Annotated in this window: 10 protein-coding genes and 1 pseudogene; 2 read left to right on the top strand and 9 right to left on the bottom strand. The window is 44.2% G+C overall.

The window, feature by feature from the left end; genetic code table 11:
• Window positions 1-97: 97 nt before the first annotated feature.
• From L3V35_RS06045 to L3V35_RS06035, 3 genes are all read right to left on the bottom strand, one after another.
• Window positions 98-1036 (bottom strand): LysR family transcriptional regulator, encoded by a 939-nt coding sequence (locus L3V35_RS06045; protein WP_237298865.1) that lies wholly within the window; start codon window positions 1034-1036, stop codon window positions 98-100.
• Window positions 1037-1157: 121 nt separating this feature from the next.
• Window positions 1158-2651, bottom strand: coding sequence for a DUF1254 domain-containing protein (locus L3V35_RS06040; protein WP_237298863.1), 1494 nt, complete (start codon window positions 2649-2651; stop codon window positions 1158-1160).
• 119 nt (window positions 2652-2770) lie between these two features.
• Complete coding sequence (locus L3V35_RS06035; protein ID WP_237298861.1) at window positions 2771-4249, bottom strand: DUF1214 domain-containing protein; 1479 nt, start codon at window positions 4247-4249, stop codon at window positions 2771-2773.
• Window positions 4250-4537: 288 nt separating this feature from the next.
• Here L3V35_RS06035 and L3V35_RS06030 point away from each other — a divergent pair, with 288 nt between their 5' ends.
• Window positions 4538-5980 carry an N-acylglucosamine 2-epimerase gene (locus L3V35_RS06030; protein ID WP_237298853.1) on the top strand — a complete coding sequence of 481 codons (1443 nt, stop codon included), beginning with the start codon at window positions 4538-4540 and terminating at the stop codon, window positions 5978-5980.
• Between the two features lie 134 nt (window positions 5981-6114).
• Here L3V35_RS06030 and L3V35_RS06025 read toward each other — a convergent pair whose 3' ends face one another.
• The 3 genes from L3V35_RS06025 to L3V35_RS06015 all read right to left on the bottom strand — a co-directional run bounded on the left by L3V35_RS06025 (window position 6115) and on the right by L3V35_RS06015 (window position 10151).
• Window positions 6115-7560: a sucrose-6-phosphate hydrolase gene (locus L3V35_RS06025; RefSeq protein ID WP_054546222.1), complete on the bottom strand. Its 1446-nt coding sequence runs from the start codon at window positions 7558-7560 to the stop codon at window positions 6115-6117.
• Window positions 7557-8516, bottom strand: coding sequence for an aminoimidazole riboside kinase (locus L3V35_RS06020; protein WP_054546221.1), 960 nt, complete (start codon window positions 8514-8516; stop codon window positions 7557-7559). The genes L3V35_RS06025 and L3V35_RS06020 overlap by 4 nt, the downstream gene beginning before the upstream one ends.
• 195 nt (window positions 8517-8711) lie before the next feature.
• Window positions 8712-10151, bottom strand: a complete 1440-nt coding sequence (locus L3V35_RS06015; protein WP_010432806.1) for a sucrose-specific PTS transporter subunit IIBC — start codon at window positions 10149-10151, stop codon at window positions 8712-8714.
• 234 nt (window positions 10152-10385) lie between these two features.
• Between L3V35_RS06015 and L3V35_RS06010 the strand changes: the two genes are divergently transcribed.
• Window positions 10386-11372: a LacI family DNA-binding transcriptional regulator gene (locus L3V35_RS06010; protein ID WP_054546220.1), complete on the top strand. Its 987-nt coding sequence runs from the start codon at window positions 10386-10388 to the stop codon at window positions 11370-11372.
• Window positions 11373-11507: 135 nt separating this feature from the next.
• Here L3V35_RS06010 and L3V35_RS06005 read toward each other — a convergent pair whose 3' ends face one another.
• The 3 genes and pseudogenes from L3V35_RS06005 to L3V35_RS05995 all read right to left on the bottom strand — a co-directional run bounded on the left by L3V35_RS06005 (window position 11508) and on the right by L3V35_RS05995 (window position 14089).
• Complete coding sequence (locus L3V35_RS06005) at window positions 11508-12881, bottom strand: carbohydrate porin (protein WP_054546219.1); 1374 nt, start codon at window positions 12879-12881, stop codon at window positions 11508-11510.
• A 551-nt stretch (window positions 12882-13432) separates the two neighbouring features.
• Window positions 13433-13668 (bottom strand): annotated as a pseudogene (locus L3V35_RS06000) (alpha/beta hydrolase); the annotation flags it as partial.
• Between the two features lie 13 nt (window positions 13669-13681).
• The gene (locus tag L3V35_RS05995; protein WP_054546327.1) at window positions 13682-14089 is read right to left on the bottom strand and encodes a hypothetical protein; all 408 of its coding nucleotides are present in this window, start codon (window positions 14087-14089) and stop codon (window positions 13682-13684) included.
• Window positions 14090-14254 lie beyond the last annotated feature (165 nt).

Below are 14254 nucleotides of genomic sequence, written 5' to 3'. Positions count from 1 at the left end.
TAAGATCAAAACAAACGCTAATCAATAAAAAATTATCGAAAAACGATAATTTTTTATTGATTAGCGTTTGACAAAGAAGCTATTCGCTATTTTATTTTCAGAGTATATTTTCCAACAACCCACTAAATCTAGACGCTATCCACTGATGCGAAGCGGATGTAAATGTACGTTGATGCTGCAATAAATAGAGATCTACGTGATATTGTTTACTGTCTACGAAATCGTAAATGTCCACAAACCGACTATCGAAATCCGGTAATGAACTCAGCGCGTTCATACCAAAAATTACCGCGTCTGAGCGAGACGCAATCTCCATTAACACATGAGTTTGAGTACTTCTAAGTTTTGGTCGTTTATCGCTTTCAAGCTCTAACAATATTTGCTGAAGAGGCGTGTTGAATGCTTGTTTGTGGTCTTCTTCTACATTCATCGCGAGCACTGGGTATCGCATGATTTCATCTAATGTAGTAGTACTTCCCACTAGAGGATGGCCTCTCCGAACAAACAGCTTGGGATAAATGGTACCTAACTTTGTCGCTTGGTATTTTTGATCTAGCGAACTCGAATAATGAATCGCAAAATCTAACTTCCCTTTATCGAGCAGATCATAAGGATTACTTTTCGCTGCCATTTCTATCAAGTTCACATCCGGAGCTTCATCAAATAGCCCCAAAGCCAAATTAGGAAGAATGGTACTGCCCAGAAAAGTAGGCAAGGAGATCGAAAACGTATCGTTACATTCTCGAGGATCAAATTGATTACGCTGAAACAACGCACTTAGTTGTGGCAGAATGTGTTGCAGTTCTTTGCCTAACTCTAATGATTTTGCTGTCGGTGTCAGGCCTGTCGATGTTCGAATAAAGAGAGGATCATCGAACGTTTCTCTCAACCGTTTTAAGCTCCGACTCATGGCTGACTGCGAAACAAACAACGCCTTAGCAGCATTGGTGACATTACGTTCCTTAAGCAACGTATCAAAGGCCACCAGCAGATTTAAGTCGACTCGATTCAACTGATATGAAATATCTTTTTGCATAAGCCCTCTAGCTAGATTGAACAATGACATTGTTTAGAACGAAATAACCATAACATGAAAAGATACCCCCAGTTAAAGGGGTATCCAATCTAGATTAGCTTTCTATTCTACTTTGATAGAATCACTTGTTTACTTTGATAAAGTCACTTGGCTTCCATGAGTTATCAAACCACTTTTCTGTTGGTGAATACATGCGGAAAATAATATTAAAACCCTTACCTTCCGTCGTTTGAACCCAGTTATTTTCCATTCCTTTGGGTGCATTAGGAGCAAAGTGGATGGTGATAGAACCATCGGCATTTTTCTGAATACCATCACTCAAACCATCAATACCCGCAGACTTTTGATCCGTTTCTAACATAGAACGCGTCTGGTTATCGTAGATCATAAATGACCAAAACTTCTCTACAGGCGCATTCGGCGGCAGTGTCACCGTGTAATGTTGGCTACCATCCAATACTTCTTTGTTCGCATCACGTGTCGCTAATAGGTAATCCGAGCCTTTGCCTACGGTTTTTGTCACCATATCAGGGGTAATACCCGTCGCCATGAAGTGGAAGGTGGCTCGCATGTCAGAGTCAATCACGCCATTCGCGTCTTTAAATTCATGGCCAGAGACTAACGGAGTAAACCATTGTCTATCATCGTAGCGGAACATTTCCTCTTTAGGATGAAAGTAGGTTGAGCGCGCTTCAGCCGTTGCTATTTTTGCCGCTTCCGACAGTATTTTCTGCATGCGTTTATTAGGAGCAAACTCTTGCCCTTTTTCTATTCCAATATCTTTAGCCAGCGACAGCCATTCAGCATCAAAAATAGCCGTAGGCTCATATTGAATCAATGCGTTGATTTCATCATAAAACGTCGCGTCCATTGCATGAATAGTGTTGTAGTCGGCACCTGAAATGTTCATGAACTCTGTCTTATCTTCTTCTCCATACGGGTAAAGCTTGGTGGTCGCTTTTAATGCTTCAATGCTTTCTTTCATCTCTTCTGGAGAACTCACAAGGCGAAGTAATAACCAGTGCTGGTAACCTTCACTGACAATCTCAATGTACCCCTCTGGTACTTCGCCTTTCCATGATGAATGACGAATAAAGTACTTCCCTGATTTAGCGACATTGTCTGGATGAGTCACACCAATTCTGTCTACATATTTAAATGCAGCATTGTCGAGCAAACCAAGTACTGGATTGGGAATATCCAAAATGACGGGGCCGTTTCTTACATCAATTTCTGATGTGATATACGGTGTGGTCGTGTTCGCTGTTAACCAAAGGCTATTCGCGTCTAGATTATCTTCTGAAATTGCGATGGTTTGATTCGGTTTCATTCCGATGCTTTCATGTCCCAGCAGCAAACCTTGTATTGAAGCAACGGGGATACCGGATAGAAAAACACGAACGGCATTGGACACCTGAACAAAATCTTGCACCTTGGAGTGCGTTTCAGCTGTCGGTGCGCCATCGGTATAATTCAGTTCACCCAGATAGGTAGACTCAACCTTATTTGGCGTGATGATGCTCTCTGGCACTTGTGCACTAAATTTAGGTTCAGCAAATGCGAAAGACGAACAACCTAAAGTAATCAGCAACGTAGCAATAATCGATTTTTTCATAATAGTTTCTCTTATCTAAGGTGATTCAGATAGCCTAGGCCGCACCAATTGATATTCTTCGCTTAGGTGTCACGCTCTAGGCTATTTATTTCCAGAAACGGGTTAGCGTTTATTGCTGGTTAGCCACTGATTTTATCCATGTCTTCTAGCATCCAGTTTTTAAAGAACGTCTTCGATGTTGGACGGTAAAGTCGGAACAGTAAGAAGTAATCTTCACCACCGGTAGGAACCCAGTTTTCCTCTTGTCCTTTTGGTGCTTCTGGGCCGAAGTACAAATCGTAAGAACCATCTGGATTCTTTTTCATCGTGTCTGCATTTCTAGACGATAGTCCTACTCGGTCGACTCCTTTAACAAAGTTTTTGGTTTCCATGTTGTAAACAATGGCAGACCAAAAATCCTCAACAGGCGTGTCGGCTGGCACATTAAGCTTGTATGTCGCTTTGCCATCTAACATCTCACCTTTTGAATCACGTAAACCCGTTAGATAAAAGGTTGAACCGCCCAGTTGCTTCGGCAAATACGTTACGTAGAAATACGACGCAGCACGCTTATCGACCAAAACTTCATCTTCATCCACAAAAGGGAAGCCAAGCTGAGCTTGAGGGCCAAAATTCCAGAAGGACCATTGCGACAAAGGCTCGCCATTTTCATCTTTCCATAACGCACTCACCGTCTGATCAGGTTCTACAAATTTCGACTGCATGTGCGCATAAGCCATCAATACACCTTCACGTATCGCTTTTTTCTGCTCATCTGTTGGGTCGAATTTTTTACCTTTTTCGATACCGAGATCTTTTAGTAATGACGCCATCGCCTTGTCTTGAGCTCTGACCGGGTTCTCTTGGATAACGTCATTGATGTCTTGAAAGAACGTCTCGTTGTAATACGGGAGGCTGTCATACGCGACTTCCGTTGCATCTAAGTAGTCTGTTTTGGGTGGGTTTTCAGCATCAACAAGATTGTAGATTTTGATTTTCTTCGCGTAGTTACCCGCATCTAAATCTGTCGCACCATTTGTTAACGATGGTCTGAATGAAAAACCATACAGATAAGTGTCGGTTTCAAATACCAGATAACCTTGCCTTTCTAGCGCTAGCTTCGAACCAAACTCGTTGTTGTAACCTGGCGGTAAGAAAAGATATTTGCCTCCTTCACCTTCATCAGCACCTTTGTAGCCAACATCCGTGATCGGCACTTCCCACTGATTCACAACCGAACCAAAGTAATTCACTTTGTCTGTTGCTGCTGGCACTTCGATAACGACTGGGCCATTTTTCGAGGTTGTGGTTGCCCACGCATAAGCTGTGGTGTCATTAGCAGTGAGGAACCCCTTTTCTGAGCCGAAAGGTTCGTTCACGTAAACCACGTCATTGTAGTCGCCATTCAAATCACGACGGGTTGCTTTCAAAAAATCAATCTGAGTAACGGCAGGCATATAGTGAATAGCCGTTTGAGTGGCACGCTGCACCATCATTTTGTATTCAAGGTTTTCAATCTGCGATGCGCGATTAAGGATGTCGTCGGTATCATCAAACGATTGAGAATAAACAGGCATTGTGCTGATAGTGAGTAGCGAAGCTAATAGAAGTTTTTTCATGTTGAGCATATCTCTTCGTAAAGGTGAAACATTCAATTGTTCAAAAAACATCCTTTGTTTGAACCGAGTATACGAACGCGACCAAAATTCATCCAATGACTTATAGTCATTACTAATTATTCTAATTTTGGATAATGCTCGATGAGATTCGATTAACTCAATACGACTCAAGGACCTTTAAGTTTCCCCTCTAAACCGTTTTAATTTGATCGATTGTGATCACCGAATCACAATGTGCAGATGTGATTGTTTATATTCAACGAAACTCAAATCATTAAGATAAACATCATGTTACGAGCAACGATCGCATTACTCAGCGTGGCCAGTTTCACTGTATCTGCCAATGTCCCCCTTCCTTCCGGAGAAGACTGGATTAATCATGCTTCTGAAGGGCTCGCACCTTACTGGCTAATGCCTAGCGCTCAGGGAGAACCGATAGGCAATTTCCCGACGTTTCGTTGTGATGACGGTACCTTGCTTGATGTTTCTGATGTGTGTCCTGAATTAGACAGAGGCTGGATCACTCCCCACTTCGGCAAAGAGTTTACGCGCATGAAATCACGTCAAACTTATGCCTATGGCGTGCTCTACCATCTTACCGGAGACAAGCAGGCTTTAGCGCTTGCCAAACAAGGTGCCTACTACCTCATTGATCAACTAGAAGATAAGCAAAATGGTGGCTTTATTGGCTACACAAAAGAGGGCAAAGCAGGTCAGAATTGGCAGCAACGTACCTCTCAAGATCAAGCGTATGCGCTGGTTGGACTCGCGATGTATTACTACCTGACGCAAGACAAAAAGGTAGAAGAAGCTCTCATCGCCCAACAAGCTTTTATCTTTGATAAGTATCGACTTAGCGACAACAGTGGTCTTGCTTGGGTACTTGCTGACGGTGAAGATGGAAAAGCCACACGACGTGAATTAGTCGCGCAACTTGATCAAATTAACGGTTACATGCTGTTAGTCGCCCCTTTACTGAAAGAGCCCACCAAATCAAAATGGCTTGATGACCTAAATTGGCTAACACAAGCTATGATCGACCACTATCACTCTGAAGATGAACAACGCTTCTACGGCGCAATTCATGATAAAGCTGCGATGATGCCGAATGCTAATCACAATGATTTTGGGCACACCATCAAAGCGTATTGGATGACCTATCTAACCGGTCATGCATTAAATAATTCCGATTGGTCGGAGTTTGGTTTAGACGGCATGAAACACACTCTGGATCAGGCGCAATATCAGAAAGACTTTGCCAATGTATCTAACTACTTTGGTGAGCGACTTCAGAAGATGTGGCAAGGGCAAGATATCACGGGCTGGCAGAGCAGACCGCACAGCCAGTGGGCGTCATCATGGGAGTGGGCTGAGCTTGATCAAGCGGCCATGACGGTTTCGCTGGTCGATGGTTCAATGAAAGACGTCCTGCAATACACCTTACCGACCTTTCATGATGTATGGGTCGACCACAAATACGGTGGCGTTGGGCTTGATCCTAAGCGTACTAAAGCTTTCCATTGGGGCAATGGCTATCACCAATTTGAACATGCGCTGATTGGCTATTTATATACTCAGCAAGTTGACGCTAAACTGGCTGTATTGCACTACGCAAGACCGACCAACAGCAATATGCCAATGGAACCGTATTACTATCAAGGGGACGTGGTTAAGTTGGAGAAACTTGGAGATGGTACGCAGAAGGTCAGCTTCAATAACATTCGACCTTAGCATTGGTTGTTAGCTCTGAATGAACTTTATGTGCGAGGAATGGGCAAGGTCAAAGAGCTAGCACAATAGTGATGTCGCAGACCAAACAAAAGCCGCTGTTGATCAGCGGCTTTCTTGATGGAGATAAGCGGAGGTTAGTCGTCCAACCCTTTAATTGGGTTCATCGAGTGATAAACGGTGTTCACGTCACCAGTCATCGACAATGAACTCAAGTCATCAATGAAGAAACGGCTGGTCATTGTGTGCTTACCGCCATTGATAAAGATTTCGATCACTGACTTATCGACATATACCTCGATGGTTTGCTTAGTGCTCAACCTCGGAGCTTTTCTCACCGAGCCAAACTCTTCCGCGTAGAGTTGAGACATCTTACTGCGATCAAGCATGAACTCCGATTCCGTGGCACTGAACACGATGTTATCGCCCGCAGCGTTAGCAAGCGTTAACTCAAACTCGTCCGTTTCCGTTTCAAGCTGAACCATGAAGCTGGTTGTATCCAGTTCAAGAACGCTCTCAACCGCAACAACTTCGCCTTGCAACGCGTTCAATTCAGGTAAAGTCGATTGCACCAGATAGCCATCTTGGATGTTAAGCTCGCGTGGTAATGACAACATACCCGCCCATTGGTGCGCTACAGATGGAGCGTCGATATCAGGAAGGCCTACCCAAGCAATCAAGATCCGACGACCTGAATCGTCTAAGTAAGTCTGAGGAGCGTAAAAATCAAACCCGTAATCAGGCTGCGCGATATCTTGATGGTTTTCAAATTCCATCGAATCTAAATTCAAACAATCACCAACAATGTAAGCCACTGAGTAAATGTTTTTAAAATCGTACGGATTATCGCTAGAGACACCTTGTGGAGAAAACAGCATCACCGACTGATTATCGATTTCAAAGAAATCTGGGCATTCCCACATATAACCAAGGTTGTTGTAACGAGTTTGAATAGAACCTTTATGCTGCCAGTTCATGAGGTCACGACTTCTGTACAGCGCCATTGAACCACGTTCTTCTTGGGTCTGAGCCCCAACAACCATCAAGTAATCGTCACCGCCCTTCCACACTTTTGGGTCGCGGAAATGTTCGGTGTAGTGTTCATTTTCGATAACCACACCATGCTTTTCTATTTGCCCTTTGACAGACATCTTGGCAAAACACTGAGTTGAGGACCTTTCCCAGTTTTCATCACGATGATTCCCCGTGAAGAATAAAATAGCTTCGTCGTTTTCAACGAGAGCTCCACCAGAATAAACCCCATGAGAATCGTAATCTTGGTCTGGGTGCAAGCCAATGCCGTGGTCTTCGAAATGAACGAAGTCTTTGGTAGAAAGGTGGTACCAGTACTTCATACCATGGACTGGGCCAACTGGCGTCCATTGGTAAAATAGGTGGTGTTCACCATTAAAAAAACACAGACCATTCGGGTCATTAAGCAGACCAAACTTAGGCGCAATATGGTAGCTCGGATATCCAGCATCTTGTTTGCGAAGCTTTATCATCGCATCAATGCTGTCTTGTGAAATCGCTTCTATACGACGATATCTTTGCTCTACCGTCCAGTTCGAGTTCAAACTCATACACTCTCCTCGACGGCATTCGTATTTGAAGAGTCTTTTTGAATAAACTGAGTTAGAGCCTCTTGCGATGGAAGTGCAGTCATCGCACCTTTTTGCGTGGTTGCCAATGCACCACAGCCATTTGCCCACTGGATTGCAGAGTCAACGACTTGTTGATTATTCCACTCTTCATGTTGAGAAAGCTTTGCAAGTAAGCCGCCAACAAAAGCATCGCCTGCGCCTGTAGTATCCACTGGCGTCACTGAGCGACCTGAAATCAACACACCTTGGTTTTCAAATACTCGCCAAACGCCTTTCGCGCCCTGCGTAACCAAAACAAGCGTGTTGTTAAGATCTGCAATGTTAGCCAAACCTTGTTCCATCGAAGTTGAATCGGTTAAGGAATCCAGTTCTTCTTCTGAAAATTTAACCACATCAGCTAATTCAACCGCTTTCATGACCACAGACTTAATTTCAGGTGGGTTTTGCCACACTTCATCACGAAGGTTTGGATCGAAGCTGATGTAACCACCCGCGGCTTTCATACGTCGGATCGCTTCGAAGGTACTGCTTCGGCTTGGTTCATTAGCCAAAGAGATTGAGCAGACGTGTAGCCACTCGTTTTTCTTAAATTCGGGAATGTCTTCAACAGACATAAACTGGTCGGCACTTGGCTTAACCATAAACGTAAAGCTGCGCTCGCCTTGGTCATCAAGATCGACCACCACAGTGGATGTACGTTGTTCAGGGTCCTTCACCAAACGGTCGGTATTCACACCTTCCTTTTGCAGAGTCACTTCCATAAAAGTGCCAAACGGGTCGTTACCCACTCGGCCGAAAAATGCGCTTTTGCCTAAAAGGCGAGAAATCGCTACCGCGACATTAGCAGGCGCACCGCCCGGACATTTCAATAATGTCGCGTCAGTCTCCGGAATGAGGTCGACGACGGCGTCTCCAGTTACCCAAACTTGATTCATCTTTCTTACCTTAAAACTGAAAATCATGACAACCGAAAGCGATGGCAATCGAAAGCAGTAGCAACCAAAAGCAAGGTGACACTTCACGCTGTCATGTGAAAATATAAAAAGGCTAGCTAAGCCAAATCACCTAGCTAGCACCCCAAAGCTTAGGAAATGAAGTGAAAAGGGGGGCTTCACTTCTAGGGAGAAACGTTAAGCTGTTGCTTTAATGTTTTGCTTGCTGCGCTCACGCAGACCTAAAACAACGGTCAAAGCAAAGGCAGTCACGAACGCGATAATCATACCTACCACGTAGTAGCCAATTTTTTCTGGTGATATTGAGATGATGCCAGGAATACCCGCCGCACCCAGTGCTTGTGCTTTCACATTGAACATCGTGATAAACGCGCTTGAAACCGCAGCTGCACAAACCGCAGCAATGAATGGGTAGCGAAGCTTCAAGTTCACGCCGAACATTGCAGGTTCAGTAATACCAAGCAAGCCAGTCACACCAGAAGGAATCGCGATACCTTTCATTTTCTTATCTTTACTCATGAAACCAACCGCCAGTGCCGCTGCACCTTGTGACACGTTAGACATCGCCGCGATAGGGAAGATGAACGTACCGCCAGTCGTTGCTATATCCGCAAGCAGCTGAGTTTCAATAGCAATAAAGCTATGGTGCATACCAGTAATAACGAACGGCGCATAAATCAAACCAAACACCGCACCACCAATGAAGCCAGCGCTGTTGTATAGCCAGTTAAGACCATCACCCAGTAGGAAGCCGATATCACGTGTAAATGGACCCACAACCGTGAATGTCAGAAGGCCAGTCACGAAAATAGCCAGTAGCGGCGTTAGCAAGTTATCCAGAACCGAAGGAATAACTTTACGTAGGCCAAGCTCAACTTTCGCTAGAATAAACGCAGAAACAAGAACGGGCAGTACTGAACCTTGATAGCCCACTTTCTCGATTTCGAAGCCTAGAATGTTCCAAACAGGAATACTGCCCGACACTGATGCGCCACCGAAGCCCCAGCCGTTAAGCAAGTCTGGGTGAACCATCAACATACCTAAAGCCGCGCCAAGGTATGGGTTACCACCAAACTTCTTACTCGCTGAAAATGCTAATAAAATAGGTAAGTACACAAAAGGGGCATTAGCAAATGTATTGATCATGTTTGCTAAATCGGTCAAACCCGGATTAGCGTCGATTAAAGATTTGCCATCAATGAACAAGCCTTGAGCCGTCAATAGGTTGTAGATACCCATCAACAAACCACCAGCAACAATTGCCGGAATGATTGGTACAAAGATATCAGACAGACCTTTCACCGCGCGTTGCAGAATATTTTGGTTATCAGCACCTGCAGACGCCACATCGTTGGTCGACATTTCCGTCATTTCCGTCAGCTTAGCCAACTCAGCATAAACTTGGTTTACGATGCCTGAGCCAAAGATGATCTGATATTGACCCGCCACTTTAAACTGGCCCTTAACCCCCTCTAGGTTATCAATCGCCTGTTCATCAATTTTATCTTGGTCTGCAACCGCAAGACGCAGACGAGTCGCACAGTGTGCGAGTGCGGTGATATTACTTTTACCACCTAATAGAGAAAGCAGCTCTTTTGCTATTTTTGGATAATTCATTACATACCCCATTGGATTATCATTTGAGCCTTTGAATTTTCGGGAACGTTTGCAGAGCAAATTTTTGCCTAGAAATAGCAAATGATCAAAGATAACTGCTCAATACTGTGAGAATGATCTTCAAATTATCTCCCTAGGATAAGAAGACCGGGTTAAAATCTCCTAATAACAGGTGAATTTGATGATCTGTTTGCAAACAATCCCAAAACTAAAATTACAATTGGATAATGAATAATGGCTAGTCTTCATGATGTCGCTCGTCTCGCTGGAGTTTCCAAGTCGACGGTCTCAAGAGTAATCAACGATGAGTATGGCGTAAAAGACACAACCAAGGTGAAGGTGCGTCAAGCGGTTGAAGAGTGTGGCTACCTCCCAAACCAAGTCGCTAAAGACTTAAAGTCTCAAAAAACCAACCTGGTTGGCGTGATTGTTCCTAGGGTTTCTTCCCACGCCACCTCTCAGGGTGTCGATGGTTTAACTGCCGTCTTAGAGCAAGCGGGCAAGCATGTTTTATTAGCGAGCACACACCAAACACACCATAAAGAACTTGAATATATTCAGATATTTAACCAAAAACGCGTTGAAGGTATCATCCTGTACGCGACCCACCTCGACAACAAATTAGTCAAAGCGATTCAAAGCTCTGCTGTGCCGGTGGTATTGGTTGGTCAAGACGGGTCAATGTTTAACATCCCAAGCATTGTGCACGACGACACTCGCGTAGGGTTTGAAGCAGGTAATCGCTTCATAGCGAAAGGTTGTAAGCACATGGGGTTCATCGGCGTGCAAGGCGATGATATTGCGGTTGATAATATGAGATCGGAAGGCTTCGCTCAATCGCTTAAATTTAACGACCTCATACTGCAGTTTCACGCCCGTGGCGACTTCACCATAGAGTCAGGTTACCAACTGGCTAAACAGTCTCTAAAAGAGCACACCAAGCTCGATGGCCTGTTCTGCGCAACTGACCGTATCGCAATCGGTGCGATCAGAGCGATTCAAGAAGCTGGCCTCGTTCCAGGAAAGGATGTCTTGGTACTCGGCGTGGGTGATGATGAACTCGCTTCAGTATGCACACCAACGCTGTCTACGTTTAACTATGCGTTTGATAAAGCGGGAGAAAATGGAGCCAAGCTGCTGCTCGACCGTATTGAAAAAAAAGGCTTTGAAATGAGCAAGATGGTGTTGACCTTCACCACTATTGACCGAGAGTCTTGCTAGCGATTTATCTCAGAGATTAAGTTATCCCAAGATGAAAAAATGCCAACCTTCGAGTTGAAACGATAAGGTTGGCATTTGATGATGCGACTATCACATCATGATTAACACTCTCTATCTAAACGATATATCAGGTAATTAGAACCAAGTTTCCATCTGCAGTGCAAACAGAACCTCGCCGCCCTCTCCCATCGTTGCAGCATCTGCTTCAGTGCTGATCGAGTAACCATTCAGGTCTTCACTCCAATCCACATAACTCACAGCGAAACGCAATTCTGGTCGGTCAAAGAAACCAGTGCTGGTTGAAAGCTTGAGTGTTGGTGCCACTGTCGCTTTATAGAAACCGCCGCTCGCTTGCTCTGTCGAGTTGTCTAAATCCATGTACTGCAATGAACCTTCGTAAACCATCTCAAAGTTCTCTGTGAACTCTTGAGCCAATCGAACGTTTAAAGAGGCCCATGTGAACTCGTCATTCTTCTTCAGACGGTCTTGGCTATGCTCTGCCATTAATGCAGGTGCTAAGCGCCAGTTGTCGCCAATGCGAGTGACACCGTAGCTAAACAGGCGAACGGCTTTTGCGTCATCCAGTAGATCACCATTAGAACCGATGCCTTTTAGCTCTGCACCTAAGCCACTACCCACTAACACACCCGTTTTAGAGAAGCCTTCGCTCAGACCAAAGAAGTTGCCTCCATGGTACGCAAACATGGCGTGTACACCGCTTTCAGCTGCGCCATTTAAGCGGCTATCGTTGTCTGCTGAGGTCATGCCGCTCAACATCACTTGCCATTGGCCAATACGGTTATTCATGGTTGCAATGTAGTTTTCTACATCTGTTGATGAGCTATCAATCTCACCAAAATCTCGGCCATAAATAGAAAAATTCGCTTTCCAGTTGTCGCTCATCTGAACATCGTAAACGCCCGCACCAGTACCTGATAAGAAGACAATATCCGAATCGAAAAAGTGAATATCAAAGTTGTCGCGATCGAATCGTTTACCCGCCCAAAACGTTGCTTCAGAAAACGCTTCGGATTCAGAGAACATGCTCAGACGGTTCAGTTCTGAATACACTTGTCGTACATTCAACTGGCTTTCACTGGCTGTCCATTCGTTATTTGTTTCAGTACTGTCGGCTAACATGATACGAAACAAGGCACTAGAGCCATCATCCGCAAAGCGCTTATGAATCAAGTTCGCTTCAACGTAATGATCATCTTCCACACCAAGTCGTCCAACTGGTGCACCAATCGCACCCGCCGCTGTCATATAAGGACCAGTACCTGTCGCGCCGTTTAGGTCGTCGTTGATCAATAATCCAGAGCGTGCATAGCCGTAAAACTCAAACGAAGAAGCCTTTTCATTAGCTTCGGTAGAAACCTGCTCCGTTTGTGCAACTCTTTGTTCTAATTCATTAATACGTTGCTCTAATGCTGCAACGTCTTCACTTGCTAATACCGATGTAGTCATTAGCCCCATTGTTACAGCAACCGCTAAAGTGTGTAGTTTCATTCTTATGTTCTCACGTTAATTGTTTGGATTGTTTGCAAACGTTCCCAAAATAATTCGTAAGCGCATTTCGGCTTATACTTTTGATGTACAAGCTCTATATCGAAGAAAAAATAGAAATCAGTCGTGTTGATCACTTCACTTTTGTATCTGGATGGATGATAGATCGATACTTTCGGGAACGTTACCGAAAATGCATAATTCTGATAGCTTTGTCACAAGTGAAATTGATTAATGGGCGAAAAATAGTGTATCGCGCACATTGACAGCTTTAGCAAGGTAGTCGATAAGCTTGAGTGAATAGCGCACAAAGCGTGACTCGCCACTCAATAACAACCCACCTTAACTGATGGATAGCTCCATTATCGAAAGTAAAGACGGTTTTGTTCAATCTCATAAATGACGATTGAATGATAAAAGTAGGAGTTAGAAATGAATCCACATGGTTATGAAAGCGCCTAATAAAAAAGCCAAGTTGAACTTGAGTAATCAACTTAGCTTTAAATGGCTCAATGAGTGCTTTCTAGAGCGTTGAAACGCTACAAAAGTAGAGATTATTTAATTGGATAATGTCGCTCTAAGAACGCAATCACATGCGGTACATACTTATCAGTAGCAAAAATTGGATCACTATGGCCAACACCTTCCTCGATAAATAGCTGATTCTCAATGCCGTATTTATCCAAAACATCTTTAAAGATCTGGCTTTGCGCTAAAGGCACTCGCTTACAAGTGTTCCATGAAACTGAATGTAAGGCGGAGCATCACTGTTTATATAGCTGGTCGATGAAGTATTGAATGCGTCACTTCTTCTTATTCTGCTCAACCAGCTTTTCATTCCACGCTACGTTGCCGTCTCGCTTACTGACATCATACTCAGAACAGAACTGCGATATGGTCATGTTGTTATCGCCCGTCGCTAACTTTAATGCCAACTGAACTTGTTGAAGCTTGCTTTGAAGGCGAAGGTTTTGGCCTGCCTTTGGGCTTTTTTCTTTGGCGAACTTTAAGGCGGCATGTTTACGCTCGGCGGCACCCGCTCGGCGATCGGCTTCTGATAATAGATATTTTAGCTGCGCGACACTTCTCCCTTTTTTAAAAGCAGGTTCAAGCAGTTCGACACACTCATCAAATGATGGATTTATAACATACGGATCAATTTTATGCGCTTGTTGGCGCATCCACTCTAGCGCGAGCTTTTCATCTGACATTTTACAATCTTTACCAATAAAACAGCCGTACATGGTATCGCTCAATAGCAAACCGCTGCAATAAAAAGTTGACCAAGTTTTGCCTTTTTAACGAGTACTTGTAGTCAGGTATCAATAACGACAAATCGGACAGCGGCTCCAGCCCCGCAACGAAGAGCCAAAGTT

The sequence above is a fragment of the Vibrio sp. L5-1 genome (assembly GCF_021728315.1).
Lineage (GTDB): Bacteria > Pseudomonadota > Gammaproteobacteria > Enterobacterales > Vibrionaceae > Vibrio > Vibrio splendidus_K.
Note: the sequence above shows the minus strand (reverse complement) of the source record. Positions and strands in the feature narration are given on the sequence as shown.

Excerpts from the sequence above, each read along its gene's own strand:
- L3V35_RS06005 (WP_054546219.1), bottom strand. The coding sequence starts at position 12,881 with ATGAAACTACACACTTTAGCGGTTGCTGTAACAATGGGGCTAATGACT.
- L3V35_RS06025 (WP_054546222.1), bottom strand. The coding sequence starts at position 7,560 with ATGAGTTTGAACTCGAACTGGACGGTAGAGCAAAGATATCGTCGTATA.
- L3V35_RS06035 (WP_237298861.1), bottom strand. The coding sequence starts at position 4,249 with ATGAAAAAACTTCTATTAGCTTCGCTACTCACTATCAGCACAATGCCT.
- L3V35_RS05995 (WP_054546327.1), bottom strand. The coding sequence starts at position 14,089 with ATGTCAGATGAAAAGCTCGCGCTAGAGTGGATGCGCCAACAAGCGCAT.
- L3V35_RS06040 (WP_237298863.1), bottom strand. The coding sequence starts at position 2,651 with ATGAAAAAATCGATTATTGCTACGTTGCTGATTACTTTAGGTTGTTCG.
- L3V35_RS06030 (WP_237298853.1), top strand. The coding sequence starts at position 4,538 with ATGTTACGAGCAACGATCGCATTACTCAGCGTGGCCAGTTTCACTGTA.
- L3V35_RS06015 (WP_010432806.1), bottom strand. The coding sequence starts at position 10,151 with ATGAATTATCCAAAAATAGCAAAAGAGCTGCTTTCTCTATTAGGTGGT.
- L3V35_RS06010 (WP_054546220.1), top strand. The coding sequence starts at position 10,386 with ATGGCTAGTCTTCATGATGTCGCTCGTCTCGCTGGAGTTTCCAAGTCG.
- L3V35_RS06020 (WP_054546221.1), bottom strand. The coding sequence starts at position 8,516 with ATGAATCAAGTTTGGGTAACTGGAGACGCCGTCGTCGACCTCATTCCG.
- L3V35_RS06045 (WP_237298865.1), bottom strand. The coding sequence starts at position 1,036 with ATGCAAAAAGATATTTCATATCAGTTGAATCGAGTCGACTTAAATCTG.